Origin of the sequence: Deinococcus cellulosilyticus NBRC 106333 = KACC 11606, from assembly GCF_007990775.1 — a bacterium.
GTDB lineage: Bacteria > Deinococcota > Deinococci > Deinococcales > Deinococcaceae > Deinococcus_C > Deinococcus_C cellulosilyticus.
This window is the reverse complement of the sequence record NZ_BJXB01000028.1, coordinates 1-25,509: the sequence shown is the minus strand read 5'-3', so window position 1 is coordinate 25,509 and position 25,509 is coordinate 1. Positions and strand designations below refer to the sequence as shown.

Annotated in this window: 22 protein-coding genes; 8 read left to right on the top strand and 14 right to left on the bottom strand. The window is 58.1% G+C overall.

The features are described from left to right. The first annotated feature begins 246 nt into the window (after positions 1 to 246). The 3 genes from DC3_RS23295 to DC3_RS23285 all read left to right on the top strand — a co-directional run bounded on the left by DC3_RS23295 (position 247) and on the right by DC3_RS23285 (position 1,548). A complete protein-coding gene (locus DC3_RS23295; protein ID WP_146889035.1) occupies positions 247 to 549 on the top strand; it encodes a hypothetical protein in 303 nt (100 codons plus the stop codon). Continuing rightward, entirely contained in the window at positions 549 to 848 is a 300-nt protein-coding gene (locus DC3_RS23290) for a hypothetical protein (protein ID WP_146889032.1), read from the top strand. The genes DC3_RS23295 and DC3_RS23290 overlap by 1 nt, the downstream gene beginning before the upstream one ends. 139 nt (positions 849 to 987) lie before the next feature. Continuing rightward, on the top strand, positions 988 to 1,548 hold the full coding sequence (locus DC3_RS23285) for a YdeI/OmpD-associated family protein (RefSeq protein ID WP_146889029.1): 561 nt from the start codon (positions 988 to 990) through the stop codon (positions 1,546 to 1,548). A gap of 13 nt (positions 1,549 to 1,561) precedes the next feature. Here the strand turns inward: DC3_RS23285 and DC3_RS23280 are convergent, their stop codons facing one another. From DC3_RS23280 to DC3_RS23230, 11 genes are all read right to left on the bottom strand, one after another. Beyond that, positions 1,562 to 2,992 (bottom strand): glycoside hydrolase family 32 protein, encoded by a 1,431-nt coding sequence (locus DC3_RS23280; RefSeq protein WP_146889026.1) that lies wholly within the window; start codon positions 2,990 to 2,992, stop codon positions 1,562 to 1,564. 3 nt (positions 2,993 to 2,995) lie between these two features. Further along, entirely contained in the window at positions 2,996 to 3,910 is a 915-nt protein-coding gene (locus DC3_RS23275) for a carbohydrate ABC transporter permease (RefSeq protein ID WP_146889023.1), read from the bottom strand. Continuing rightward, positions 3,901 to 5,019, bottom strand: a complete 1,119-nt coding sequence (locus DC3_RS23270; protein WP_246130782.1) for a carbohydrate ABC transporter permease — start codon at positions 5,017 to 5,019, stop codon at positions 3,901 to 3,903. Before DC3_RS23270 ends, DC3_RS23275 begins: the two co-directional genes overlap by 10 nt. Before the next feature lie 117 nt (positions 5,020 to 5,136). Next, positions 5,137 to 6,387 (bottom strand): ABC transporter substrate-binding protein, encoded by a 1,251-nt coding sequence (locus DC3_RS23265; RefSeq protein ID WP_146889020.1) that lies wholly within the window; start codon positions 6,385 to 6,387, stop codon positions 5,137 to 5,139. Positions 6,388 to 6,485: 98 nt separating this feature from the next. Then, positions 6,486 to 7,499 (bottom strand): LacI family DNA-binding transcriptional regulator, encoded by a 1,014-nt coding sequence (locus tag DC3_RS23260; RefSeq protein WP_146889017.1) that lies wholly within the window; start codon positions 7,497 to 7,499, stop codon positions 6,486 to 6,488. 285 nt (positions 7,500 to 7,784) lie between these two features. Then, complete coding sequence (locus tag DC3_RS30025; protein WP_146889014.1) at positions 7,785 to 9,824, bottom strand: glycoside hydrolase family 32 protein; 2,040 nt, start codon at positions 9,822 to 9,824, stop codon at positions 7,785 to 7,787. 369 nt (positions 9,825 to 10,193) lie between these two features. Next, entirely contained in the window at positions 10,194 to 10,799 is a 606-nt protein-coding gene (locus DC3_RS23250; protein ID WP_146889011.1) for a hypothetical protein, read from the bottom strand. Between the two features lie 23 nt (positions 10,800 to 10,822). Continuing rightward, positions 10,823 to 12,871 carry a glycoside hydrolase family 32 protein gene (locus tag DC3_RS23245; protein ID WP_186816212.1) on the bottom strand — a complete coding sequence of 683 codons (2,049 nt, stop codon included), beginning with the start codon at positions 12,869 to 12,871 and terminating at the stop codon, positions 10,823 to 10,825. A gap of 352 nt (positions 12,872 to 13,223) precedes the next feature. Beyond that, positions 13,224 to 13,694: an RbsD/FucU family protein gene (locus DC3_RS23240; protein WP_146889005.1), complete on the bottom strand. Its 471-nt coding sequence runs from the start codon at positions 13,692 to 13,694 to the stop codon at positions 13,224 to 13,226. Position 13,695: 1 nt separating this feature from the next. Next, on the bottom strand, positions 13,696 to 14,691 hold the full coding sequence (locus tag DC3_RS23235; RefSeq protein ID WP_146889003.1) for an ABC transporter permease: 996 nt from the start codon (positions 14,689 to 14,691) through the stop codon (positions 13,696 to 13,698). 129 nt (positions 14,692 to 14,820) lie between these two features. Continuing rightward, a complete protein-coding gene (locus DC3_RS23230) occupies positions 14,821 to 15,792 on the bottom strand; it encodes a sugar ABC transporter substrate-binding protein (RefSeq protein ID WP_146889000.1) in 972 nt (323 codons plus the stop codon). Positions 15,793 to 16,309: 517 nt separating this feature from the next. Between DC3_RS23230 and DC3_RS23225 the strand changes: the two genes are divergently transcribed. The 4 genes from DC3_RS23225 (at position 16,310) to DC3_RS23210 (ending at position 21,928) form a co-directional block, all read left to right on the top strand. Then, the gene (locus DC3_RS23225) at positions 16,310 to 17,899 is read left to right on the top strand and encodes a sugar ABC transporter ATP-binding protein (RefSeq protein ID WP_222594822.1); all 1,590 of its coding nucleotides are present in this window, start codon (positions 16,310 to 16,312) and stop codon (positions 17,897 to 17,899) included. 459 nt (positions 17,900 to 18,358) lie between these two features. After that, positions 18,359 to 19,363 (top strand): LacI family DNA-binding transcriptional regulator, encoded by a 1,005-nt coding sequence (locus DC3_RS23220; RefSeq protein ID WP_146888994.1) that lies wholly within the window; start codon positions 18,359 to 18,361, stop codon positions 19,361 to 19,363. A gap of 335 nt (positions 19,364 to 19,698) precedes the next feature. Beyond that, complete coding sequence (locus tag DC3_RS23215; protein WP_222594821.1) at positions 19,699 to 21,222, top strand: sugar ABC transporter ATP-binding protein; 1,524 nt, start codon at positions 19,699 to 19,701, stop codon at positions 21,220 to 21,222. A 181-nt stretch (positions 21,223 to 21,403) separates the two neighbouring features. Continuing rightward, positions 21,404 to 21,928 carry a hypothetical protein gene (locus DC3_RS23210; RefSeq protein ID WP_146888991.1) on the top strand — a complete coding sequence of 175 codons (525 nt, stop codon included), beginning with the start codon at positions 21,404 to 21,406 and terminating at the stop codon, positions 21,926 to 21,928. A gap of 104 nt (positions 21,929 to 22,032) precedes the next feature. On the opposite strand, the gene DC3_RS23205 is transcribed toward DC3_RS23210, so the two are convergent. Both DC3_RS23205 and DC3_RS23200 read right to left on the bottom strand, forming a co-directional pair. After that, complete coding sequence (locus DC3_RS23205) at positions 22,033 to 22,476, bottom strand: peroxiredoxin family protein (protein ID WP_146888988.1); 444 nt, start codon at positions 22,474 to 22,476, stop codon at positions 22,033 to 22,035. Continuing rightward, a complete protein-coding gene (locus DC3_RS23200; protein ID WP_146888985.1) occupies positions 22,473 to 23,411 on the bottom strand; it encodes an NAD(P)/FAD-dependent oxidoreductase in 939 nt (312 codons plus the stop codon). Before DC3_RS23200 ends, DC3_RS23205 begins: the two co-directional genes overlap by 4 nt. A 118-nt stretch (positions 23,412 to 23,529) precedes the next feature. Between DC3_RS23200 and DC3_RS23195 the strand changes: the two genes are divergently transcribed. Continuing rightward, positions 23,530 to 24,411 carry a LysR family transcriptional regulator gene (locus DC3_RS23195; protein ID WP_186816211.1) on the top strand — a complete coding sequence of 294 codons (882 nt, stop codon included), beginning with the start codon at positions 23,530 to 23,532 and terminating at the stop codon, positions 24,409 to 24,411. A gap of 42 nt (positions 24,412 to 24,453) precedes the next feature. Here DC3_RS23195 and DC3_RS23190 read toward each other — a convergent pair whose 3' ends face one another. Next, positions 24,454 to 25,422, bottom strand: a complete 969-nt coding sequence (locus DC3_RS23190; RefSeq protein WP_186816210.1) for a helix-turn-helix transcriptional regulator — start codon at positions 25,420 to 25,422, stop codon at positions 24,454 to 24,456. Between the last annotated feature and the right edge of the window lie 87 nt (positions 25,423 to 25,509).

The following is a 25,509-nucleotide window of genomic DNA, read 5'->3' as shown; positions in this document are numbered from 1 at the left end:
GGCAGGAACCTGAATGTGAATCAGTGGATATAGAACACACGATTGTGAATTAATTATTTTTCGTTCTTACCACGTCTGCCCCTTCCCCTCCTCTGAAAGGTGTAAAATGGAACCAGGTGTCTTCCTTTCCAGAACATTGAAACGAACCCTGTTCTTTCTCTGACTCCCAAGGCATGCTTCCACCCCACGGGCCATCTGGCCCATGGGTCCACCCGAAGCCCCGTGACAGGAAAGTCCAGGTTCCACATGAAAAACCCAATGTTCAGTCGGCACGGAGCTCCCGTGTCCATCGGTCAGTATTTGACCCTGGAATTGCAGGCAAGACAACAAACCTTATCTCAACTCTCTGAAACCCTGGCGTGCCCCGAAGAACACCTCAGGCAGGTGCTGGATGGCACCGAACCTCTCACGGCTGCCCTGGCATTGAAGATTGAACGCTGCTGGGGCGTCTGCATGAAGCTGCTGCTGGATTTGCAACAGGAACACCAGCAGTGGGTGGCCAGCACCTATCAGATGCCAGGTGGAGACACTTCACCGGAGGTGGGGTGATGGGACGGGGACGCAGCATCACCCCTGAGCGACTGTCTTTTTTACACATGCAGGTGCAGCTCTTTCAGGTGCAGCCACATGTCCCTGCAGGTATGTTGAACAGGCAGGGCACCGAGCAGGTTCACATGCAACTCTACCTTGAGCTGCTGCCCCAGATGGACCGGTTTGAAGTGCAGGTGGAAGAAAAACTGGGGAAACTCCTGCATCAGGAACGCATCACCCTGCGGGCCCTCTTGATGGGCCGCCTGAGGGAAACCATCGAGCAGGCCACTGGGCGAACGCAAAACACGATCTGGTGATGTCGTTCTCGGTCCCCTGTGGAAAAAGCACATCAAATGCACGATCATGTCAGTGAAGGATTGGGGAAGGGATCTCCCCTTCATTGTGTTGTCACGGCTTGTTGAGCCCCCATTTCACACCATCACAGGACACCTGAACATGACCCCACTTTCATTTGAAACCCCTGAACTGCTCGATCACTGGCTCAGTCAAAACCATGACACCCACACGGAACTGTGGGTGAAAATGCACAGGAAAGGCACGGGCATCCCGAGTGTCACCTGGGAGGATGTGGTGGAAGTGGTCCTCGCCTGGGGCTGGATTGACGGGCAGCGCAAATCGCTGGATGAGGTGTCCTTTCTGCAGCGCATCACGCCACGCAGACCGAAATCCAACTGGTCCCGGCGCAACTGTGAGATTGCAGAGCGCCTGATTGCAGAAGGAAAAATGCAGCCTTCCGGTCTGGTGCATGTGGAGGCCGCCCGTCAGGATGGCCGCTGGGCGCAGGCGTATGCTGGACCCGCACAGATGGAGATCCCGGAGGATTTTCTCCATGCGCTCGCAAAAAACCCTCAGGCGCAGCAGACCTATGAAACCCTGAACCGCAGCAACCTGTTTGCCATCTACCACCGCCTGCAAACGGCCCGCAAACCTGAAACCCGCCAGAAGCGCATGGATGAGATCCTTGCGCGACTGGCAGAGGGAAAGAAACTGCTGTGAGGGCGTGAGGCGTTCACTCCCAGATGCTGTGCATGTCCCACACCTGCAGCTCATAGGTGGTTTCCCCCTGGGCATGAACCTTGCTGTACACGCTGGATTCCAGGGTGGGATAAATGCGACTGGTGAGGCAAACGCGGCCATTCGCGTACACCTCCACCACACTGCCATCAATGAAGACCCGCAAATCCAGCGTTTCACCGGGTTTCAGGTAGAGGGGCACCGACTGGTTTTGCCGGGAGGTCTTGGGGTTCAGGGAGCATTTTGAGCGGTCCAGCAGCAACTTGCGGGCCAGCGGGTCGTAGGTCAGGCGGGTCTCTTCGCTGCCATCCGGTGCGGTCAGCAGGCACAGGCCCACTGGTTTCTGGTCGCGCAGTTCGAATCGGGCCTGGATTTCGGAGTGGGTGGCCTTGAAAGCAGGCCGTTCTGTGTGTGCGGCAGGGGCAAGGGTTCCAGCATCCATGCGCAGGTTTTGCCTGAGCTTTTGCAATTCTGGTGCAGGTTCAAGGCTCAGGTGACCGTGTTCATCCAGGTTGAGCACCCGTGGGAGGCTGAGCACTCCAGCCCATCCGGCGGCCTGCATCAGGTCCCGGTCCCGTTGCTCATCAATCCAGCCCCAGTTGATGTAGCGACCCCGGTCGTCTTTGCAGCTGAGGTGGGCGTAACTGCTGGCATCTGCATCCAGGTCATCGTCCCACTCCGGGTGGAAGCGGCCATCCTGGAAGGTCCCCACAAAACAGTGCACCTTCAGCTTGGGCCAGATGGACACGATCAGCACCCATTTGTCGCCGATCCTGAAGAAGTTCGGGCACTCCCACATCGAGCCGTATTTGCGGTTGGGGGCACGAAAAAGTTCTCCGAGGTGCAGCCAGCTCTGGTCCGGCTGTCTGGCGTACAGCAGGGCCGCCCCGAGTTCCGAATCAATGGAAGCCCCGACCAGCATGTAAATGAGCCCCTGGTGCTCGAACACCCACGGGTCACGGAAGTCATTGGGTCCAACCCCCTCCGGGGCGTGGGAGATGATGGGGTTTGAGGGGTGTTTCTCGAAGTGCACCATGTCGGTGCTGCTGGCGCTGCACTGGGTCTGGCGGTCAAAGTGGTATCCGGTGTAATACAGGGTGTGTGTTCCCTGTTCGCTGAAGAGGGTACCCGAGAAACAGCCGTCCTCGTCAGCACTGCCTGGGGTGGGGAGCAGGGCGTGCGGCAGGTCTTCCCAGTGCAGCAAGTCCCGGCTGCGGGCGTGGCCCCAGCTCATGTTGCCCCAGGTGGGTTCCATGGGGTTGTGCTGGTAGAACACGTGGTATTCACCGTTCACGAAAGCAACGCCGTTGGGGTCGTTCATCCAGTTGTGTGGGGGCATGAAGTGGTAGTGGGGCCGGAAGCGGTCCCCCCGGAAACGGGACCGGATCTTGAAGGTGTCCTCAGGGGTGAAAGCAGACTGGGTCACGGGTTATCCTTTCAGTCCGTTGGTGGCCACGCTCTTCACGAACCATTTCTGGAAGGTGAGGAAGACCAGCAACATCGGCAGGGTGATGAGTGAGGTGTAGGCCAGCACCTGTCCCCACTGGGTGGTGCGTCCGAAGAACTCCTGAATGCCGGGCTGCAGAGGCCGGGCACTGGCCCCCTGCACGGTCATGATCGGCCACAGGTACTGGTTCCACATCCCCAGGAACCCCAGAATGGCGCAGGTGGCGATCACCGGGCGGGCAATGGGCATCACGATCTTCCAGTAGATCTGCCAGGGTGTGGCCCCATCGATGGAGGCAGCCTCGTCCAGTTCACGGGGGATGTCCAGGAAGAACTGGTAGAACAGGAAGATGTTGAAGGCACTGCCAATGAAGGGCACGATCTGCACGGTGTAGGAGTTCAGCCAGGTTCCAGTGAGGTGGATGCCGTCCGGACCGATCTGCAAGGCTGGAAATTTGCTGACCAGCAAAAGCAGCGGAATGGCGATGGCCTCGAAGGGAACGATCATCAGGGAGATCACGAAGCCCAGCAGCACCCCTCTCCCCTTCCAGCGCAACCGGGCGAGTGCGAAGGCGGCCATGCTGTTGACCAGCACGGACAGCACCACCGTGACCCCCGAGACGATCAAGGAGTTCTTGAAGTACAGCAGGATGTTGCCCCGCTCGAAAATGTACTGGAAGTTCTCCAGGCTCACGTTCCCGACGGGCAGAAAAGCCCTCAGGGAGCGAAGGTCCGAGAAGATGCCCGGGGTGTCCTTGAAGCTGGACACCACCATGAAGAGCACCGGAAAAACAAACAGGAAAGAGAAGAACAGCAGCACAAGGTAGGTCAGGAGTGCGCCCACTGTCTTGCTGGTCTTTCTGGAGGTGTGGTTTGTGGTGCTGGCGGTCAGGCCCATTTCTGTCCTCCCATGCTGAGGCGGCGCTGGACCAGGGCAATCCCGAGCACCATCACGAACAGCACCACCGAAATGGTTGAACCGTAGGCGATGTCCTGCTCCTGGTACCCGGAGCGCACCGCGTGCATCATCACCGTGAGGGTGGAGTTGTTGGGTCCCCCCTGGGTCATCACGTCCACCTGGGTGAAGAGTCCGAGGGCTCCGATGGTGGTGGTGGTCAGCACGAAACGGGTGGTGTTCCTGAGCCCAGGCCAGGTGATGAAGAGAAACTTCTGCAGGGTGCTTGCTCCGTCGAGTTCCGCCGCTTCATAGAGTTCCTCGGAGATGCTTTGCAGTCCCGCCAGGAAGATCACCATCTGAAATCCCATCCCCTGCCATGCGGACATGATCACGATGGAGAGCAGGGCCACCTGAGGGTCTCCGAGCCAGTCGATGGGGGTGAAGTGCCCAAAGGTGACGGTGGAGAGGATCTGGTTGATGAGCCCCACCTGACGGTCGTACAGGAACGTCCACACAATGGAGATCACCACCATGGAGGTGACCACCGGACTGAAAAAGACGGTGCGAAAGAAGGTCATGCCGGGCAGTTTCTGGTTGATCAGCACGGCCAGCAGCAGGGCAACACCGCACTGCAGGGGGACCACCATCAGGGTGAACTTGAGGATGTTGAGCATCCCCATCCAGAAGAGGGCGTCCTTGGCGATCAGCGCATACCGACCCCCGAACAGGTTGAAGGTCTGCAGTTCCTTGAATTCCTCCAAGGCGGGTTTTGCTCGGAGGATGGTGCGGGTTCTGGGGTAAGTTGGCTGGCCGTTCTCATCCAGCATGATTTGTCCTGCACTGTCTTTTTCGGCAGGAATGGGGATCATCCGAACGCTGAGCAGGCGGTCATAGTTGCGCAGACCGACAAATTCGGTGGGGTTGGGGGACATCAGGCGCTGGTTGGAAAAACTGAACACCACCGCCAGCAAAAAGGGCAGCACGATGAAAAACAGCAGGCCCAGAAAGGCCGGGAGGGTCATCCACACGGCGCTCTTCAGGTCCTGCTGTTCGTTCTTGTGTTGTGCGGGGCGGCCCAGAGTGCGCCTCTCAAAAGTGGGGTTGGACATGTTCCCTCCTGGATGGGCAGGGTGAGGTGTGCCCTCACCCGCCCTGATTGATCGATCTGACCTTTCATGGCCTGGATTCACGGGTCAGGAGGCTCGCCTCTGGCCCGGACCGGACGTTCACTTCAGGCCGTACCCTTTGTTGTCTTTGATGTTGCGTTCGATCAGGTCCACGGCATCATCGAGGGTGTCCTGCACGTTCGCGCCCTGCACGATGGCCCGCAGCGTCTTCTCGAAGGTGCTGGTCACGAAGGGATAACCAGGGGTGGGTGGGCGGCTGACCGCAAAGCGTTTGCTGAACTCGTAATAGAAGCGGGCTTTGCCCTTGCTGTGGTAATCCCTGGTGAGGGGGGCAGCCCCGGTGGTGGTGGGAATCAGGCTGGTTTTGTCGCTCATGGTGGCGACTTCTTTCGGGGACATCATGAAGTTGATGTAGGCTGCAGCCCCTTCAGGGTTCTTGCAACTGCTCGAAATCCCCCACTGCCAGGAGGCCGCCCCGATTTTCGGTCCCTTGCCGAAGTTCGGTGGGGGGAGCACCAGCAGGTCACTGCCCCACTTTTTCGAGAAATCGCCATACGCCCAGCTTCCGGTGTAATCGAGGGGCACCCGTCCGAGCAGGAAAGCCTGATCGTCTGCGGGTTTCTTGTTGGCGTACCCTTTCGTGAACAGGCCCTGGAACCACTGCCCGAATTTGACGGCGGCAGGACCATTCAGGTAACCATCGGCCTGGGTGAGGTCTTTCGGGTTCAGGAGGTCGCCTCCAAAGGATTGCAACCAGGGGCTGAAGGCGTAAGTCCACCATTCGCCATCGTAACCGTTGTGAATCTCGATGGGGTACTCCCAGTCCCCTGAAGCCTTGAGGGTGGCGAGCACACCGTTGAATTCTTCCAGGGTCCAGGGCTTGCTGACCGTGGGGATGCGAATGCCTGCTCTGGTCAGTGCAGATTTGCGGGCGAAAATCCCGAGGGCCACATCGAATTGCCCGACCGAGTAGAGTTTCCCTTTGAATTCGCCTTTCCCCCCTGCATTGATGGTTTTCCGCAGTTTTGCGTCCAGGTGGGTGTCCAGGGGCCGGATGTAGCCTGACCATGCGAAGTTGGGCACGGTGGGCTGGTCCATGTCAAAGATGCAGGGCAGGGTGCCTGCGAGGGCGGCTGCAGTGATCGCCTGGGTGTAGGAGCCTTTGGGCAGGCTCTCGTACACCACCCGGTACCTGTCCTGGCTTTTGTTGAACCGCTCAATGGCGGCCCGGTTGGCGTTCACTTCATCGTCACCGGTTTCATGTCGCCACATGTTGATGGTGATCGGATCTGCGTAAGCGCTTACGGGTACAGTCAAAACGAGCAGGGCGGTCAGGATCTTCTTGTTCATGTCTCTCTCCTTTGAACGTGAGGGCTGAATTCAGGGGGTTTTCGGGTGTGTGAAGCCTCCTGATCTTTCTCGATCAGGGGTGAAAACATGGGGCAGGATTATCTGAGGAAAGTGGTGGAGCGGCGAAGAAGCAATGAAGCAGGCATGCGCCTCACCCGTGAGGAGGTCTCGGTGGGGTGCTCCAGGTGCTCAAAGAGCAGGTTTGCCGCGTACTCCCCCATCTCGAATGCTGGCTGGGTGATCACCGTGAGGGGCGGGTCCATCAGGGTGTGGTAGCGGGAATCGTCAAACCCGATCACCGAGAGGTCCTGGGGGACTTTCAGGCCCACGTCCCGGATGGCCCGCAGCATGCCGATGGTCATGTCTCCGTTGGTGGCCATCATGGCGGTGAAGTGGTGTTCCGTTCGGTGGTCCAGCAGGTCTCTGGCAGCGCGGTATCCTCCGGCCTCGGTGAAGTCTTCACGCACCATCAGGGAGGGGTCAATGGGCACATGCAGGGCACGCAGGGAATCCAGGTAGCCCTGGCGGCGCTCAAAACCCACGGTCATGGGGTCCTTGCCGACCAGCAGGGCAATGCGGGTGTGTCCGAGTTCCACGAGGTGTTCGATGCCCTGCCGCATGGCCTGCTTGTTGTCGAGCAGGACCGCATGCAGGCCCACTTCCACATCCCGGTCCAGGGTGATCAGGGGGTACTTTTCAGCGATGGCACGAAGCAGGGGCAGGTTGCTGGAAGTGGGGGTCACCACCACACCAGCAGGGGCCAGAGGGGCAAGGATCTGCAGGTACTGCTCTTCGGTGAAGTGGTCCAGAAACGACTGGTGGGTAACGAGCAGGTGGTTGTTTCGCAGGGAGGCCTCATGCAGGCCCTGTGCAAGTCTTGCATGAAAGTCCAGCGTGGGGCTTTCGGTGAGGTGAAGGACCACCTGGGTCCTGGACCCTCTGATCGCCCTGGCCAGTGCGGGCAACTGGTATCCCAGCTGTTCTGCCACCCGGGAAATTCTGATTTTGGTGTCGTCTGAGATGAGATCGCTTCCGGCAAGGGCTCTGGAGACCGTGGACTCTGAGACCCCCACTTTTCTGGCGATGTCAGCCAGGGTGGCCCGCTTGGTCATGGATGCTTTGCTCCTTTTGAAGTGGTTTCATCATACCGAGTTATGCAAAACATGTCAAGACTTTCATGAGGCTTTTTACCGTTCTGGACTGACTTTTTCTTTTTAATCTGAGTATAATTTATGCAATTTTTTGCATCAATGCATGAAACCTTGATGCCAGACGCTGGTTTTGCAGGACCTCCCATTCACGACCCACTCCTTCCAACATCTGACCCTGAGGTTTGCCTCTGGACACAAAATCCCCACAAACCAGCAGTTTGCAGGGAAAGGCCCAGAGGTTCATGCTCACTTCTTCCAGATGGATTTCAGCTCGAACACCTCCAGCTTGCGCACCACCGGATCTCCTCCGGTGCTGAAAAGCTCAATGCCATCGCTGCTCGGGCTGGAGAGGGTCAGATCGCTGAACACCACCCGCCCATCTTCGGCAAAGACCTCAATGGAGGAGGTGTCCAGAATGACGTGCAAGGTGAGGGTGTCGCCCACGTTTTTCAGGGGTGCAGCGTGCACTTCCGGGAAGCCATTTGAGAAACTCCCCTCCCCTGCCTGCGTGCGGTCCACAGAAATGCGCTCTGCTGCCCGGTTGTAGGTGATCACCGTCTGTTCAGCGCTGGATTTGTGAAGCTTCAGGCCCAGGGCTTCTGCATCCTTTGCATCGATTTCCAGCAGCACCTCCAGGGTCTTGCCCCTGACGCCTGCAGCTTTCAGGCGTTCATTGACCTGGGAAACCGGCAGGTTGCCTGCACTGAAATTCACCCCACGTTGGGTTTTGAGGGCCTGAATGGGTTCCTGGGCCAGACGCAAGCCTTCCGGGGTGGTTTTCAGGGAGAGCTTTCTGGGAATGGACTGGGCGTTCCGCCAGGGGTAGGTGGGCAGGGCACCCGCATATTGCCAGTTGCTCATCCAGCCAATCCAGATCTTTTCATCGGTCGGCAGGTTGTCGTAAGTCACTCCAGCGTAGAAGTCCTTGCCAAAATCAGCCCACAAGGTTTTGAATTCCATCTCATTGACCACCGCATCCGTGAACATGATGTGGTCCACGTTGATGTGACCCCAGCCTCCGGTGTGGGTGTCCAGAATCTGCAATTTGGCTTTCTTGCCTTTCAGGTCTGCCACATCGAAGAACTTTGCCCTGAGGGCTTCAGAGTCCTGTCCAGTGGCACTGCGCACCACTTTGCCATCCACCAGGAGGTTCATTGCGGTTTCACCAGGATGGTTTCCACCGCCCATCAGGAAGGTGATGAAGGGCTTGTTGATCAAAAATTCTGGACTGGTGAGGGTTCCGGTGCCCTGGTCGAAATTCAGGAAGGTGTTCACCAGACCCTTGCCTTTGAATCCCGTGACAGGACTCTGTCCAGGGAGGGCACCCTGTGCAGGTCCAGTGCCAAAAGCGTCACCAGTGGCCACCCAGTCCCCGTACGTGGGACCCTCAAAATCTGCGAAAACCACTCCTGTAGGCTCTGAGACCACAGGGAGGGGATCAGGGGTGAAGGTGGTGCCATTGAATTCACCGGGGAAGTACTGGATGCCTGACCCACCATACAGGGAGCCGCCATTCACGCTGACGATCATCACCCATTTTTTCTTTGTGGGGTCCCCATCCACCGGGAGTTGAATCAGGTCCGGGACCTCCCACACATCCCCCTCACTGCCATAAGGACCGAAGTCACTCAGGTGGTTCCAGTTTTTCAGATCCTTTGAGCCGTAGATCGCCACTTTGTGTTCTTTGGCCTTGGCAAAGACCATGATCCACTGCTTGCCGGGTTCATGCCAGAACACCTTGGGATCGCGGGATTCGGTGCTGCCAATGTCCAGCACGGGAGCCGTGCCGTACCTGGTCCAGGTGCGCCCCTTGTCGGTGGATGAGGCAATGTACTGGGACTGGTTGTTCGTGCTCTTGTTCCACCCGGTGAAAATCGCCACCAGTGGAGGGTTTGCTGCCGTGCCCAGTCCAGAGGTGTTGTTTTTGTCATACACTGCAGCACCTGAAAAAATGGCGATGTCCTCAGCTTCTGGAATGGCCACCGGGAGTTCTTCCCAGTGCACGAGGTCTTTTGAGACCGCATGCCCCCAGCTCATGTGTCCCCAGGTGTTGCCAAAAGGGTTGTGCTGGTAAAACAGGTGGTACTCCCCATCCAGGTAAACCAGACCGTTGGGGTCGTTCATCCAGTTGCGCTGTGGGGTGAAGTGCACCTGTGGACGCCACTGTTCGTCATAGGTGGCCCTGGGGAGGGGAAAACCAGGGGGTGGGGTGACACTGGTGGTGGCACAACTGAACAGGGCGGCAGAGAGGCCAAGGGTGAGGAGCAAGGTTCGCGTGCTTTGCATGGGGTGTCCTTTCAGGGCCAGAAATCCAGCAGAACAGCAGCTTCACACGCAGAAGTTGCATGTGTCAGAAGTGCCCTGAGGTTTCTGGAAGGTTGGGCTGTGGTGGCCTGATCTGAGCTTATGCAGAGGGTCGCAGCTTGTCAACCAGACCATGCAAGATTCTCGAATTTTAATGCAAACAGCTGGTTGTGTTGTTTTCTTTTCAGTTCGCAGATTTTTATTTTATTTATACCAAGTTCAGATCCAAGATTGAACTTTTATGCAATTTTTTGCATGATTTTCAACTCTCCCTTCCAAAGGACAGCACTCGACCAGACCCCACAAAGGGGCCTGATCTGGGGTGGTGTGGGGCTGTTTGTGCTTCTTCTTTCAGTTGAATTTCCGCAGGGTGACGGAGTTGCTGTCCACCAGTGCCCCCACCCGGCAGCCCAGCAGTTTTGCATCCGAGACCTCCATCACGCCAGTCAGGCGGGCCAGGTTGTCCCCTCCTGAAGTCACCAGGTTGTAAAGCTGACGGTCAAAAACCAGCCGGATGGTTTTCGGGGCAGGAAGCCTGTAAGCGTAGACTGCAAGCTCTGGACGCAGCACCCGAGCAGAGACGGTGCCCGTGATGGGATTCTCGGTGGTGCCCCGTTCGGTGGCCTTCAGGGCAAAGGTGTCCTGGCGGTCCCACACCTTGACCCGCATGTCTTTCAGGGTCACGGTGAAGGTGTCTGGCAAAGTCAGGCAGGAGGCGTTCACGGTGATTTTGCTGATCACGATGGACACCTCCACCTCATCTGGCGCGGCCCCCTGTGGGACAAAATCTCCAAAGGCTGGAGCGGTGTAATCGATGGTGCCTCCATTGCCCATCTGGATGGCCGCGTTGTCAATCCCGAGGGGGTTTTCCTGCAGGGTCTGGGGAGGAATCAACTGGGCGCAGGACATCAGGGAAAGTGCGGCAAAGGCCAGGAGGGTCTTGTGAAAATGGAACATGGTTTTCCTCTCTTGTAAAGGCATCAGGGGTTCCAGATGGATTTGAGTTCGTGCACTTCAAAAGTCTTGACCAGGGGATCACCACTGCTGCTGTAAATCTCCATGCCATCGCTGCCAGGGCTGGAAAGCAGGATGTCCGTGAAGACCAGTTTTCCGTCCTGCGCGAAAACCTCGATGGAGGAGGTGTCCAGCACCACCCGGAGTTTCAGGGTTCCGGTGTTGCGCAACGTCGCCACATGCACTTCCGACAGGCCAGCATCGAAACTGGAATCCCCCGAGCGGATGCGGTCCAGAGACAGCTTCTGGGTGATGGGGTTGTACTGCAAAACGGTTTCTTCTGGACCTCCCTGGTGGAATTTGAGGCCCACACTGCCCGTGCCGGAGGTGTCCACTTCCAGCACCACATCCAGGGTTTTGCCCCTGACCCCGGCATTGATCAGGCCCTGCCGGACCTGGGAGAGGGGAAGGTTGCTGAATCTCACCGTGGCAGCCCTTTTGGTGCCCAGCGCAGCCACAGGTTCCTGGGCCAGACGCACCCCTTCTGGGGTGGATTTCAGAGAGAGTTTGCGCACAAGAGACATGGCACTGCGCCAGGGATAGGTGGGGACATTGTTGGCGTACTGCCAGTTGCTCATCCAGCCAATCCACACTTTGTCTCCGGTGGGGTGGTTGTCGAAGGTGGACGCGGCGTAGAAGTCCCGCCCGAAATCCGCCCACAACACCCTGTTGTCCTGCTCAGTGAAGGCATTGTCGCTTTGCAGGATCTGGTCCACGTTGATGTGGCCCCACTGCCCGGTATGGCTGTCTTTGACCTGAAGTCTGGCCGTCTTGCCCTGCAGGGCCGTGACATCAAAAGCACTCCAGCGAAGTTGCTCTTCGTTGCGGCCAGTGGCACTGCGCACCACTTTGCCGTCCACGATCAGGTTCAGGGCGGTTTCACCGGGGTGGTCTCCTCCACCGATCAGAAAGCTGATGTAGGGCTTGGTGATCACAAAGTCTGGACTGGTGAGGGTTCCGGTGCTCACATCCCCTCCCAGGTAGGAGTTGACCAGACCCGTGCCCCTGTAGCCGGTAACCGTTTGCTGGTTTGCGAGGGTTCCCCTGGCTGGGCCTGAACCAAAGGCTGTTCCTGTGACGGTCCAGGAACCGTAAGTGCTGCCTTCAAAGTCTGCGTAGAGGGTTCCGGTGGGTTCGTTGACCGCTGGCAGGGGATCAGGGGTGAAGGTGGTCCCGTTGAAAGACCCTGTGTAGTACTGCATCCCCGATCCACCCCACAGGGTGCCTCCGTTGATGCTCAGCAGCATCACCCACTTCTGGTTTGCGGTGTTGCCGTCCACCGGAAGTTGAATCAGGTCCGGGACCTCCCAGAGGTCACCCGGGCCTGTGCCTGCCCCCAGGGGGCCAAAGTCACTGAGGTACGTCCAGTTTTTGAGGTTGGTGGAGCCGTAAAAAGCCACTTTGTGGTCGGTTGCCCGGGCAAAGACCATGATCCATTTGCTGGTGGGAGCATGCCAGAAGACTTTGGGGTCGCGGGACTCTTTGCTGCCGATGTCCAGCACCGGAGCCGTGCCGTACCTCGTCCAGGTGCGTCCCCTGTCGAGCGAGTAGGCCAGGTACTGGGACTGGTTGCCATCCGAATGCCTTGCTCCGGTGAAAAGGGCCACCAGTGGAGGGCTGGTGGTGGTGCCAAAGCCGCTGGTGTTGTTCTTGTCCACCACCACTGAACCCGAAAAGATGGCGATGTCTTCAGCTTCAGGAATGGCGACAGGCAGCTCTTCCCAGTGAACGAGGTCCCTGGACACCGCATGTCCCCAGCTCATGTGTCCCCATTTGATGCCAAAAGGATTGTACTGGTAGAACAGGTGATATTCGCCGTCGTGGTAGACCATGCCGTTGGGGTCGTTCATCCAGTTGCGCGCCGGGGTGTAGTGCAACTGGGGTCGCCACTGTTCTTTGTAGCGGGCGGAGGGGGGTTGAAAGCCTCCCGGTGGGGGGACGGTCACCGAGGAGCAGGCACTGAGGGTTAAGCCCAGGGAAAGCAGCAGACAGGACTTCAGGGTTCTGGGGGTCATCAGGGGTTCCTTTCTTGCACCAGCCACCATGTTCAATAAGAGACCACAGACCTGCAGGGTTGACCTGTTCCAGACAAAGGACAGGGAGGCAGGCCGCTGGACGGGGACTGTTCAGGGTGGTTTTGAAGGGTGTGACCTGAGCATAGTCTGTTGAGGCAGAACTGTCAAGCATAAAAATTCAAAATTCTTCATAAAAATTCACTGCTCCGAAATGCAGCCTGACATTCAGGCCCTATTCAGAGCAGTATTCTGTGGACGCATTGTTATAGATCTGGTCTATTATGCAAGGAATTGCATAAGCAATCCTGTTTTCAGGCGTTGCCCCGCAGGTCTCCAGGCCCTCCAGAACACCTCAGACGGGTGCCTGTTCACGCTCAGGCTGGGCAGGGAAGCTCACCACGGCTTTTTTGAAGCAGAAGTTGGCATAGGTGCGCAGTTCCCCGGTCACCACAAAAGCGTAGGCACGCTGGGTGCGCTCATAAAACGCGAAACGCTCGGTGGGTTCACAGTGCTCTGGCTGGATGTCCAGTCTGGCAAGCACGTTCAGCACATCCTGCTGCGCCCCGTTCAGGTGGCCTTCTGGCGTGTTGCACACCTTCATGTAGCCCACAGGTCGCTCTGCGGGATCAAGGGGAAACACCGACAGGATGGCTTCACAGGCCCTCTGCAGGGAAATCCCGTCCAGACGCACAATCGGGCGGCCTCTGGCGAGGGTGGATGCGGTAAAGTTCGCATCCACCACATACAGTTCATCTCCGTGCCCCATCTCGCAGAGGATCTTGAGAAGCTCTGGCGAGAGCAGGGGGTCGATGCCTCTCAGCACCTCAGGCCTTCTTGCGGGTGAGCTGGTCTGCAGCCACCGCCAGAATCACCAGGATGCCAGTGATCAGGATCTGGTACACCGAGGGCACCCCCGTCAGGGTGAGGCCGTTGCGGAATACACCCACGATCAGAGCACCAAGCAGGGTGCCGTAAATCAGGCCGCGCCCACCAAAGAGGCTCGTTCCGCCCAGCACCACTGCGGTGATGGTGTCCAGGTTGTCGGTGGCTCCGGCGTTGGGGTCGCCCACTCCGGTGCGGGCAACGAGCAACAGGCCAGCAATGCTGTAAATGAATCCAGCGAAGGTGTACACAAACAGGAGCACCTTGTTGGTGGGAATGCCGGTGAGCCTTGCTGCTTCAGGGTTGTTGCCCACCGCGTAAATGTGGCGGCCCGGTGCGGTGCGGGTCAGAAACACCCAGATCAAAACGTACATCAGGAGCATCAGCACAGTGCCGTAGGTGATGGCGGTGTTCCCGATGTGAAAGGTGTTCCCGAAAAAGGTGAGGGCTTCAGGCAGACCGGTCTGGGTCTGGGCGTTGGAGTAAATCTGGGTGATGGCGAAAGCAATGTTGTAGGTGCCCAGCGTAACGATAAAAGGAGGCAGTTTGATTTTTGTGACCAGCAGGCCGTTTAAAAATCCCACAGCGGTGGAGACCAGGGTGCCTGCCAGAATGGCAACAAAAGGATTCATGCCGGATTCCACGGCGAGCTTGGTCATCACCATGGTGCCGAGCACCATCACCATCCCGCACGACAGGTCAATCCCTGCAGTGAGGATGATCAACGTCTGGCCAATGGCCATCACCCCGACCACCATCACCTGTTGCAGGATCAGGGAGAAGTTCTGACCGGTCAGAAAACGTTCGGACTGGGTGGCAAAAAAAGCACTGGCGAGAATCAGGGCGATGATGGGCCCGAGCAGGTTGGTGCTGTTCAGGCGCTTGAGGAGCGAATTGGCCTCGCGGGTCCGGGCATTGGCGGGGTTCTGTACGGTCATGGTGAAAGGCCTTTCCAGGGAGAAGGTCTGTGACCCTCTCCCCTGTGTTGGTGGGCTTGGTTGTCAGTCAAAAGCGGTTTCACCTGAGCCTCTTTTCCTGACGATAACGTCTGTCCTGTGGACCGAGGCTTACTTGACGCCCCAGCAGTTGTCGAGGCCGAATTTGGTGTCCTTGCTGGTCACACCTTTCATCTTCTTGTCGGTGATGAGGGTGACGCCCGTGTCGGTGTAGCCTGAGACTTTTTTGCCGGTCTTGATGTATTTTACTCCGGCTTCCACACCCAGAGAAGCCATCTTCAGGGGGTACTGCTGGGAGGTGGCGGCAATCATGCCTGCAGCCACGTTTTTCACACCGGTGCAACCCCCGTCGACAGAGACAATCATCACGTCTTTCTCGCGGCCAATGGCTTTGAGGGCCTGATAGGCACCTGCAGCTGCGGGTTCGTTGATGGTGTAGACCAGGTTGATTTCAGGGTCTTTCTGCAGGCAGTTTTCCATGGCGGTCTGGCCTTTGGCCTGGTCCCCGTAGGAGTCCTGCATGCAGACCACGCGGGCGTCCTTGTCGCTGGAAATGCCGAAGCCATTCAGGAAGCCATTGTGGCGGTCAATGCCCACGGGGTGACCGGGGAACAGGTCCAGGGTGGCGATTTTCACGGGTTTCTTGCCAAAAGCGGCCTTGGCGTACTTGCCGATCAGCTGTCCGGCTTTGTAGTTGTTGGTGGCGAACAGGGCGTCCACGGCACTCTGGGGATCGGTGGGGCTGTCGAGCGCAATCACCATCACGCCCTGCTTGCGGGCTTTCTCAATGGCGGGGATGATGGCCTGGGCGTTGTTGGGGGTGATCAGGATGGCTTTGGCTCCAGCAGCCACCATGTTTTCGAGTGCGGTCACCTGTCCGGCGTTGTCCCCGTCGGCTTTGCCAGCGCCGGTGAGGAGTTTGGCACCTTTGGCGGTTGCCGCTTTCTGTGCACCTTCTTTCATCTTCACAAAGAAGGGGTTGGTTTCGGTTTTGGTGATCAGGCCAATGATGGGCTGGTCGGCAGCGAAAGCAACAGTGGCGGTCATGAGAACAGACAGGGCAGACAGACGTTTGATGTTCATGGTTTTTTCCTCTCCTGGGGACCGCACAACGAACCGTTCACACCCGGCAAGGTGTGCAGGTCTTTTGCACGGCTTGTGTTTGAAGTTGTTGCGGTCCTGATCTGGACTTTACAGGATGAATGGCCACAGGTCAATCTCCTTGCAGCAAGTTTGCAGAACCTTTTTGCAAGTTTTGACTGCAAAGTCACCTTGCAATTTGCAGAAACCTCCTTGCAATGGCTGAAATTTCTGCACGGAAAAGCTTCCACCAGACTGATTGTTTATAGGGAAATCGATCAAACACTTCTGGAGCGACGCCCCATTCCGGAAATCGAACTCCAGCAAAACCAGCTGCCCCATCAGCTGGCATGAGGTTGTATCGAGCACGCCACTGGTGGTTTTTTCTTCTTCTGCAAGACTGGAAGCGCTTCTGAAATCATGTCCTCAGGGTACAATAGGAGGCAAAGCACATTCCTTACACCTCCTTTTTTCTGTTGCTGCAGGTTGCTGCAGTTCTGCCATAATGGGGCAGAACCCCATGACCAAGGTCCAGCCTCCTCTTCTTGAAATGCGAGCCATCAGCAAACACTTCCCTGGCGTGCAGGCCCTCCATCAGGTGAACCTGGTGCTGTACCCCGGCGAGGTGCTCGCCCTGATGGGGGAAAACGGCGCAGGGAAATCCACCCTGATGAAAGTGCTGGTCGGGGCCTACCAGCCCTCTGAAGGCCAGATTTTCATCGATGGGCAGCAGGTGCGCATGAAAGACCCCCGTGCCGCCCGGGCCCTGGGCATCCACCTGATCTACCAGGAACCGAACCTCGCCCAGCACATGAGCGTGCAGGAGAACATCTTCCTGGGTGCAGAAAAAACCCAGTGGGGTTTGCTCAACGCCTCAGAGATGCGCAAAACCACCCTGAGGGTCCTGCAGGAGGTGGGGGCAACTTTTGGACCGGAAACCCTGGTGCGAAACCTCTCCCGTGCAGAAGGTCAACTGGTGGAAATCGCCCGTGCGCTCGCCTTCAAACCGCGTGTGCTGGTGCTGGACGAACCCACTTCTGCCCTGAGTGAAACCGAAAGCCAGCGCCTCTTTGAGATCATCAAAATCCTGCGCCAGCAGGGGATTGGCATCGTCTACATCTCCCACCGCATGTCCGAGGTGTACGCCCTGGCGGACCGGGTGAGTGTGCTTAGAAATGGTGTACTGATCGGCACCCTGCAGCGCGGACCGGAAGATCCCAGCCGTTCCCCGGTGGACCCCCGCAGGGCAGGCATCAACGCGGAAAAACTCGTGCAGATGATGCTCGGGCAGTCCCTGCAGGACTTCCAGAAAGCCCCTCCACCACCCGCGCACCGTCCGGTGGTGCTGGAACTGCTTGGGGTGACCGACGGCAAAAAAATCAAGCCCACCTCCCTGTCCCTGAGGCAGGGGGAAATCGTGGGCCTGGCGGGACTGGTGGGCTCGGGCCGCACCGAGCTTGCCAGACTCATTGCTGGTGTACAGCCCCTGAAAGCAGGGAAGGTGTTTCTGGACGGACAATTGCTGGATCTCCACAGCCCCAGAGACGGGGTTCGGGCAGGCATGGTCTATGTGCCAGAAGACCGCGTCTCAGAAGGCCTTTTCACCCGCATGACTGTGGCAGAGAACATCGCCATCGGGGTGCTGGACAAACACACCCGCCTGGGGCTCCTCAATTTCCCCGAGGTGGCCCGACAGGTGAAAAACACCGTCACCCACCTGAACATCAAACTCTCCACCCTGGGAACCGCAGTGGAAAAACTCTCAGGCGGAAACCAGCAGAAACTCTTGCTGGCCCGCTACCTGAGCCTGAAACCAAAAGTGCTTCTGCTGGATGAACCCACCACCGGAATTGACGTCTCAGCCAAACTGGACCTGTACCGGACGCTGAGCAGGCTTGCCAGTGAAGGCATGACCATCCTCTACATCACCTCCGAAACCCCCGAACTGGTGCAGATCGCGGACCGGGTGCTGGTCCTCAGGGAAGGGGAACTCGTCGGTGAAATCGATCCTGCACGGGGAGAAAGCCTCACCCACGAGCACATCATGGAGTTCGCCACCGGACTCAAAGCCTTCACGGCAGAAGACTGGAAGAAGAGGCACCAGCTGTGAGAAGGAATGCCGAGGGCCGAGGGCCGAGCGACCAGTGCAAAGCGACAGTGTGCTTGGCCTTCCGCCCCGCAAGCACATCTTTGCGTCAAGAAGCAGGCCGTCCTGCAAGCGCGTATCAGGGTCAAGACAGGGCTGAGGGCAAAAAGTGCAGTCCTACGGGTAGGTTGTCATATCCCTGCAAGCCCGAGGGCATTGCACAAACACCCTGCTCAAAGCAGATTTTTCCAGAACCACACAAAACCATCGAAATGCCTCCACCTCCTCACTCCCAATCCTTTTTGAGACAAACTTCAACGCTCAGGCGTCAAAAAACCTTCCTGGAAAACTTGCCTGATCTCATTCCATCATCTTCAAATGCCCCTGGCCCTTGGCCCTCGGCCCTCGGCCTTGTCCCACCCCAACCCCCAAAAACCCCCTTCACATCGACAAAATATCGGTTAGAATCTGAAAGTAGGCGTTATGGCGACGATTGAAGATGTGGCAAAAGAAGCTGGCGTGTCCCCCAGCACCGTGTCCAGGGCACTCAGTCGTCCGGACATGGTTTCTCAGGACACCCGCGACCGCATTCTGGCCATCGCCCACCAGCTTGGTTATCAGGCCATCCAGCAGGCCCGGCAGGTCAAGCAGCAGGCAGCCACCCCCATTGCCCTGCTGGTCACGGACCTTGAGAATCCTTTTTATGCGACCCTCGCCAAGGGGGTGCAGGCGGTGGCCGATCAACACGGGTGCAATGTGCTGCTGTACGACACCGAGGAAGATGAACTGAAAGAGGAACGCTTCCTGAAACTCGCCTTGCAGCAGAAAATCCAGGGGCTCTTGATTGTGCCCACCCGGGGGACCCTCACGCACCTGCGGGAAATGGGAGACCTGCCGGTGGTGGAACTTGATTGTGCATCTGGATTCTCGGGTGTGGGGCAGGTGCAGGCGGAAAACGTGCGTGGGACGGTGCTGGCCATTGATCACCTGATTTCTCTGGGTCACCGGCGCATTGCTTTCATCGGGGGGCCTCCTGAGATGAGCAGCACCACCGAGCGCCTTGAAGGCTACCAGCAGGCGCTCGCCCTCGCGGGTCTTCCCAGGGACCCCAGGTGGGTCACTTATGGGTACGGGCTGGAATCTGGCGCAAATGAAGTGACCCGCAAACTGATGAGCCTGCCAAAGGATGCCCGTCCCACTGCGGTTTTTGTTGGGAATTCCGACATGATGATCGGGACGCTTTCTGCCCTGCAGGACCTGAAACTGAAGGTTCCGGGTGATGTGTCGCTGGTGGGATTTGATGATCCCCCGTGGGCGAAGGTGATGAATCCTCCCCTCACGGTGGTGGCCCAGTCCCCTTACGAGATGGGAAGGGTGGCGTGCGGCATCCTGATGCAGAACCTGCAACGGGAATTTGTGCTGCCCCCCCTGAACATCCGACTTCCCACACAGCTGATTGTGCGGGGGTCCACCGACCGCGCCCGCTGATTTTTTGCACTCAAACAGTGCCTTTCTGACCCCTTCTGGCCTCCAGAGGGGGTTTTTGCTGGATTGAGGGGCTCCGGTCAGTTGTTGCAATGAAAGATTTTCTGCAATTTTCTGCAAATTTGCAGACAAGATCTTGCCATCTTGCAGCAGGTGTGCCACAATGGCAGCACAAGCACAGTCTGAGCCTCACCTCCCACAACCCAGCATGCAGGTCGCCCTGAAAGGCCGGACCCTGCACTTTCCTCTGCCCGTCATCCCCCTTCACCCTCTCACGCCTTCACGGTTTCAGAAGCCGCTTCTGGAATCAAAAAGCCGTCAGATCAAAGGACCCCCTGATGAAACCCCAACCCACACTGGACATGTTTGATGTCTCCAAACGCTTCGGCAACTTTTATGCCCTGAAAGGGGTGCAGCTGCAGGCCTACGCCGGTGAGGTGCTCGCCCTGATGGGTGAGAACGGCGCAGGGAAAAGCACCCTGATGAAAATCCTCGCCGGGGTGTACTCCAGCGACACCGGCAGCATCAAAATCGACGGGCGGGAAGTGCACGTCCGGAACCCGGTGCAGGCCCGCAAGGAAGGCATCAACCTGATTTACCAGGAACTGTCCATCGCGATCCACCTGAATGTCGCCGAAAACGTCTTCATGGGCTCACAACCCAGAAACAGCCTGGGCTTCGTGGATTTCGCGCTGATGCACACCGAAACCCAGAAGGTGCTCGAGCGCCTCGGTGCGCGCTTCACGTCCCACACCATGGCCAGTGAGCTCTCCATTGCCGAGCAGCAACTCGTGGAAATTGCCCGCGCCCTGATTCACAAGAGCAAGGTGCTGATCATGGACGAGCCCACCGCCACCCTCTCGGACCGGGAGACCGAGCGGCTGTTCGCCCTGATCCGGCAACTGCGCTCTGAGGGCATTGCCATCATCTACATCTCCCACCGCATGCCCGAGGTGTACGAACTTGCAGACCGGGTGACGGTGATCCGCGACGGAACCTACGTGGGCACCCTCCAGCGACACGAAATCGACCCGGACCGCATTGTGCGCATGATGGTGGGTCGGGAACTCAGTGACTTCTACCAGCGAAACAAAAACCATCGTCCTGGCGAGGTGGTCCTCAAGGTGAAGAACCTCTCTCGCAAAGGGGTGGTGCAACCCAGCACCTTCGAAGTGCGATCTGGTGAAATCCTGGGCCTGGCAGGGCTGGTCGGCGCAGGACGCACCGAACTGATGCGGCTTTTGTTCGGGGCAGACCCCAAAAGTGGCGGGGAAATCTGGCTGAACGACAAAAAACTGAACATCCGTTCCCCACAGGACGCTGTGAGGGCCGGAATCGGCTACCTCCCCGAGGACCGCAAATCGCAGGGGCTTTTCCTGCAGATGAGCGCCCTGGAAAACATCGGCATGAACGTGCTCGACAAACACAGCCACTTTGGCCTGCTGAATTTCGCAGCTCTGGAGAAACTCACCCGCGACGCCATCCAGTCGATGGCCCTCAAAGTCAGCAGTCCTGCATCCCTGGCGATGGACCTGTCCGGTGGAAACCAGCAGAAACTGCTTCTCGCCCGCTGGATGGAAATTCAGCCCAAAGTGCTGATCCTCGACGAACCCACCCGTGGGGTGGACGTGGGGGCCAAGAGCGAAATCTACCGCATGATGGGAGAACTCGCTGAAAAAGGGGTGGCTGTGATCTGCATCAGCAGTGAACTCCCCGAGGTGATTGGCCTCTCGGACCGGGTGCTGGTGATGCGCGAAGGCGAAATTGTCGGTGAGGTCAGCGGCAAGGAGATCACCCAGGACAACATCATGAAGTACGCCACCGGAGCCGAATACCTCGCTTCCGATCTGGTCGGGGCCTGAAACCCACCCTGACCTTATTGCTGGTTCTGACAGCCCTGTGCTGAACTGAACACCTTCTCCTCTTCCTTCTCCCCCTTTCCTGCGCCCGGCAAGGGCAGCTCACCTGACCGTGTGTCTGCCATTTCCGGGTCTTTTCTGTCTTGCCTCACAAGCCTCAACTGCCCCCGTCAAGGAGCCCCCCATGCCTGGAAGTGACGCCGAACGCCATCCCCTGCTGAGTGCCCAGAACCTGCCCCGCACCTCCAGGTTCGAAGAAGCCCTTTATTCTCTTGGAGACGAATGGGAGGTGATTGAGGGGGTGCAACTTGGGCACTTCACAGGCCTGTATGCATTTTTGTCGGTGCATGGGGTGTTCGTGGTGTTCCCGCAAAGCCACTACGGGGTGGTGGACCATTACCGTTACCGTCTGGTGATCGAAGGAGAGAACCTCAGCCGGGTCGCCGAGGCCATTTTGAAAACCACCCAGAACCTTGGTCGGGTTGTGGGTTGCAAGGTCACCGGGATCATGCTGCACCGTCAACTGGTGGATGCCGATGAAGCCAGAGACGGTTTCACCGACCACAACCACCCCAGAGAATGGACTTTTATTGGGGTGAAACTCATGACCTGGGAGAGTTTCGGGCCACGCCTGAAAAGCCTCAGGCAGGTGGAGTTGACCGAGGACGAAGTGAAAAACGTGCGGTTGAGGCTCAGGTCACTGCGATAGTGACCCAGACCCATACTGGGACCGCTCACCCGTGGCCTGACCCTTTGTGACACTGGGATGAACTGCTGGACGACGCCTCCCATTCTGTAAGTGGCATCGGAATTTCACAACAATGCTTGAAGTTCCTGCTGGTCGAAGCTTCCCCCGGGCCTCTGGGAGACTTTGCGGTAGATGATCTTCCCCTGAGGGTCGATCAGGATGGTGCCATTCCACTGCAGAAACCCGAGGGTCTTTTCCAGGTTGTATGAGCGGTAGACGCTGCGCTCCGGGTCAGCGGCAACCGGGAAGGGCAACTGGAACCGTTGTGCCACAGCACTGGCAGACTTTTCATCTCCTCCACCGATGATGATCACCTGCACCCCTTTTTGTTTCAGGGTGTCCTGCATCCGACTGAGGGCCAGCACGTTGCGCATGCACAGGGGGCAGTTGAATTCCCGCATGAAGTACAGGAGAACTTTTGTTTTGCCCCGGTGATCCACCAGTTTCACGGGACCGTGGCTGGACTGGAGTTCGAAGGTGGGTGCGGTCTGCTGGGCAATCTGGGTCATGGGGTGGTCTCCTTGTGCAACTTCAGGGTGTGAATGATCTCAAGTGCGGCCTGTGCCCCTTCTGCGGCACTGATGATGGCCTGACGGTAGGGGCTGTCGGTGACGTCTCCAACAGCGTAAATGTCGGGTTTGCTGGTGCGTTTGCGTGGATCGGTGGCGATGTGACCGCTGGAGGTCAGGTCAAGCTGTCCTGCAAAAAGCTGGGTGTTGGGCAAAGAGCCAATGCACACAAAAACGCCCGAAGTTTCCAGCCTTTCTTTTCTTCCGGTGGAGAGATGCTCGATCACAATCCCTTCCACCTGATCTGCCCCCAGAATCTCCAGAATGCGGGTGTGGTACAGGATGTGGATGTTCGGGGTGGCTTTGACGTGTTCCTGAAGCACCTGTTCTGCCCGGAAAGTCCCGGACCTGTGGATGAGCAGCACCGTTTCAGCGTATCTGGAGAGTTGCAGGGCATCGGTGAGTGCGGTGTTGCCTCCTCCAACGACCACCACGGTCTGTCCGGCATAAAGGGGACCGTCACAGGTGGCGCAGTGCTCCACGCCAGCATTCTGGAATTCGAGTTCACCAGGAACCCCGAGCATTCTGGGGGTGCTTCCGGTGGCAATGATCAGGGCGTCACAGGTGAAAGTCTGTCCATCGTCTGTGGAAAGCCTGTATGGACGCACAGACAGGTCTGCCTGCGTGACATAAGCATTGAGGTACCTGGTGCCGTGTTTTTCTGCCTGTTTTTCCATCTGCATGGCGAGGTCAAAGCCGCTGATGCCATCGGGGAAACCAGGGAAATTGTCAATTTGCTCTGTGGTGGTGACCAGCCCTCCTGGGAGGGGGCCACGAACCACCAGAGGGTTCAGCCTGGCCCGGGCTGCGTAAAGGGCTGCCGTGAGGCCTGCGGGACCTGAGCCCACAACGATCAGGGGGAGGTGAGAGGTCATGGTGTCGTCCTTTCTGGAAGGGATTTTTCCTCGCTTCTTCAGTGACTCCACAGTACACAGCATCATCATGCATGTCCATCACTATTTTCCTGAAGCATCATCACGTATCATCTACATGATGATCGAGACCCGCCTGCTGCGCTACTTCGTGACCGTGGCTGAAAAACTGCATTTTGCGCGTGCCGCAGAAGAACTTCACCTTGCTCCACAGCCCCTCAGTCAGGCCATCAAGCGGCTGGAGGACCAGCTCGGCGTGCAACTTTTTCACCGCACCTCCAGAAAAGTGGAACTCACTCCGGCAGGACAGGTGTTCTACACCCGCACTCAGGCGATGCTCACCCAGCTTGAAGAGACCATTTTGCTCACCCAGCGGGTGTCCCAGGGGGGGGCCGGGGCCATGCGGGTGGGGTACGTGCCGGGTGCAACGGCCAGTGTGCTCCCTGCCCTGCTGCGCATCTGCAACCGGGAATTCCCGGACCTGAGGCTTCACCTCAGGGAAATGACTGCGCTGGAGCAACTTGAAGCCCTGAACAACCAGCAAATTGATGCTGGAATTCTTGTGGGGCTGTCTTTCCCTGCGCCCACAGAACACATCCTGGTGAAGCATGAGCCTCTGGTGGCCGTCTTTCCAGCGGACCATCCTTTCGCTGAAAAAGGCCATCTTCAGACATCTGACCTGCTTTCTGAACCGATCATCGGGTTTGATCCCGAGCACTGCCCGGAACTGGTGACCTTCATTGATGAGGTGGTCCCGGCTGGACACCGCCAGCAGGACCTCAGGCAGGTGGTGATGTCCGAACAGGCTGCCCTCAGCCTCGTTGAAGCCGGAATCGGGGTGGCCATCGTGACTGCAGGGATGGGTCAGAGGTCCACACTGGGAACAAAGGTTTTGCCCATTCAAAACGCACAGACCACATACCAGCTGGTCTGGCAGGACAACGGCAACCCTGCAGTGCTGAGCATGCTGGGTCTGAGGCAACACATCGATCTGCCCTTGTGACCCTGCCCGCCATGAACCATTGCTCACAGCGTCCCACACAGGTCAGGGGGATGGCTGACTTCCGGCAGTGAATCGCAAGCCCAGCTGGGACACGGCCCAGAGAAGCTCTTCAGGACCTTCGAGGTCAAAATCTGCGTCCAGTGAAACCAGCATGTGAAGCACACCCTGCAAAGAAGGGCTGGAGTACGTCAGGCGACACCGGTGTTCCCCCAGCGGTTCCAGTCGTCCAGGCAAGACCCCCTGGAGCCTTGCTCTGATGGTTTCCAGGGACGCCTTGATGATGACTTCCCCCTGGTAAGGTTGAGGGGCCTGCTGCAGGGACTGAAGCACAAAGGACACCGGGTCCTCAAAAGGCCTTTTGTGTGCTTCAAACCGCTGCCGGGTGACCACCACGTCACGGATGCGGTCCACCCGGAAGATCCTCCACCCGTCCCGCTCTGTGTCAAATGCCACCAGGTACCAGTGGTCGTACAGGTGAACCAGCCTGAAAGGTTCGGCACGCCGGGAAGCAACACTGCCTTCTGGTTTGTGGTACCCGAAGCGGACCACTTCCGCCCTCCGACAGGCCGCCCCCAGCACCCCCAGGGTGCCCAGGTGGGTCTGCAGGGCCGGGGTGTCACGCCAGGTGAGGGTGCTCTCCAGCACGGCGGACACTTTACGTTTCGTTTCTTCGGGCAGCAGGGGGTGAAGTTTCGACCAGGCCCTGAGGGAGGCGTCGGACAGGTCTCCACCAGACATCAGGGTGCCCAGCAAGGCCACCGCGATCACCACTGCTTCGTCTTCCTCAAAGAGCAGTGGAGGCAGGTGGTCCCGGGAAACCATCCGGTACCCGCCGAGCGGTCCGGGGTTGGCCTCGATGCCGTAACCAAGCTGGCGCAATTTTTCCACGTCCCGCCTGAGGGTGCGCCTGCTGACGTGCAGTTCCTCTGAGAGCAGAGGGCCAGGGCACACCCGGTGCTGTTGCAGCAGGGCGAGGAGTTTCAGAAGCCTGGCGGATGGGGGATGTTCCACCCACACAGTGTAATTCGAAATGAGGACAGAAATTGACCGCATCTGCTGTCATGCTGACGTTGCCTGAACTGAAATCAGAGGCATTTG

Bases quoted from the DNA above. Each gene is read 5' to 3' on its own strand.
- DC3_RS23195 (WP_186816211.1), top strand. From the start codon at position 23,530: ATGATCGAGACCCGCCTGCTGCGCTACTTCGTGACCGTGGCTGAAAAA.
- DC3_RS23215 (WP_222594821.1), top strand. From the start codon at position 19,699: ATGAAACCCCAACCCACACTGGACATGTTTGATGTCTCCAAACGCTTC.
- DC3_RS23235 (WP_146889003.1), bottom strand. From the start codon at position 14,691: ATGACCGTACAGAACCCCGCCAATGCCCGGACCCGCGAGGCCAATTCG.
- DC3_RS23250 (WP_146889011.1), bottom strand. From the start codon at position 10,799: ATGTTCCATTTTCACAAGACCCTCCTGGCCTTTGCCGCACTTTCCCTG.
- DC3_RS23200 (WP_146888985.1), bottom strand. From the start codon at position 23,411: ATGACCTCTCACCTCCCCCTGATCGTTGTGGGCTCAGGTCCCGCAGGC.
- DC3_RS23205 (WP_146888988.1), bottom strand. From the start codon at position 22,476: ATGACCCAGATTGCCCAGCAGACCGCACCCACCTTCGAACTCCAGTCC.
- DC3_RS23265 (WP_146889020.1), bottom strand. From the start codon at position 6,387: ATGAACAAGAAGATCCTGACCGCCCTGCTCGTTTTGACTGTACCCGTA.
- DC3_RS23270 (WP_246130782.1), bottom strand. From the start codon at position 5,019: ATGTCCAACCCCACTTTTGAGAGGCGCACTCTGGGCCGCCCCGCACAA.
- DC3_RS23260 (WP_146889017.1), bottom strand. From the start codon at position 7,499: ATGACCAAGCGGGCCACCCTGGCTGACATCGCCAGAAAAGTGGGGGTC.
- DC3_RS23275 (WP_146889023.1), bottom strand. From the start codon at position 3,910: ATGGGCCTGACCGCCAGCACCACAAACCACACCTCCAGAAAGACCAGC.
- DC3_RS23225 (WP_222594822.1), top strand. From the start codon at position 16,310: ATGACCAAGGTCCAGCCTCCTCTTCTTGAAATGCGAGCCATCAGCAAA.
- DC3_RS23295 (WP_146889035.1), top strand. From the start codon at position 247: ATGAAAAACCCAATGTTCAGTCGGCACGGAGCTCCCGTGTCCATCGGT.
- DC3_RS23285 (WP_146889029.1), top strand. From the start codon at position 988: ATGACCCCACTTTCATTTGAAACCCCTGAACTGCTCGATCACTGGCTC.
- DC3_RS23230 (WP_146889000.1), bottom strand. From the start codon at position 15,792: ATGAACATCAAACGTCTGTCTGCCCTGTCTGTTCTCATGACCGCCACT.
- DC3_RS30025 (WP_146889014.1), bottom strand. From the start codon at position 9,824: ATGCAAAGCACGCGAACCTTGCTCCTCACCCTTGGCCTCTCTGCCGCC.
- DC3_RS23245 (WP_186816212.1), bottom strand. From the start codon at position 12,871: ATGACCCCCAGAACCCTGAAGTCCTGTCTGCTGCTTTCCCTGGGCTTA.
- DC3_RS23290 (WP_146889032.1), top strand. From the start codon at position 549: ATGGGACGGGGACGCAGCATCACCCCTGAGCGACTGTCTTTTTTACAC.
- DC3_RS23210 (WP_146888991.1), top strand. From the start codon at position 21,404: ATGCCTGGAAGTGACGCCGAACGCCATCCCCTGCTGAGTGCCCAGAAC.
- DC3_RS23220 (WP_146888994.1), top strand. From the start codon at position 18,359: ATGGCGACGATTGAAGATGTGGCAAAAGAAGCTGGCGTGTCCCCCAGC.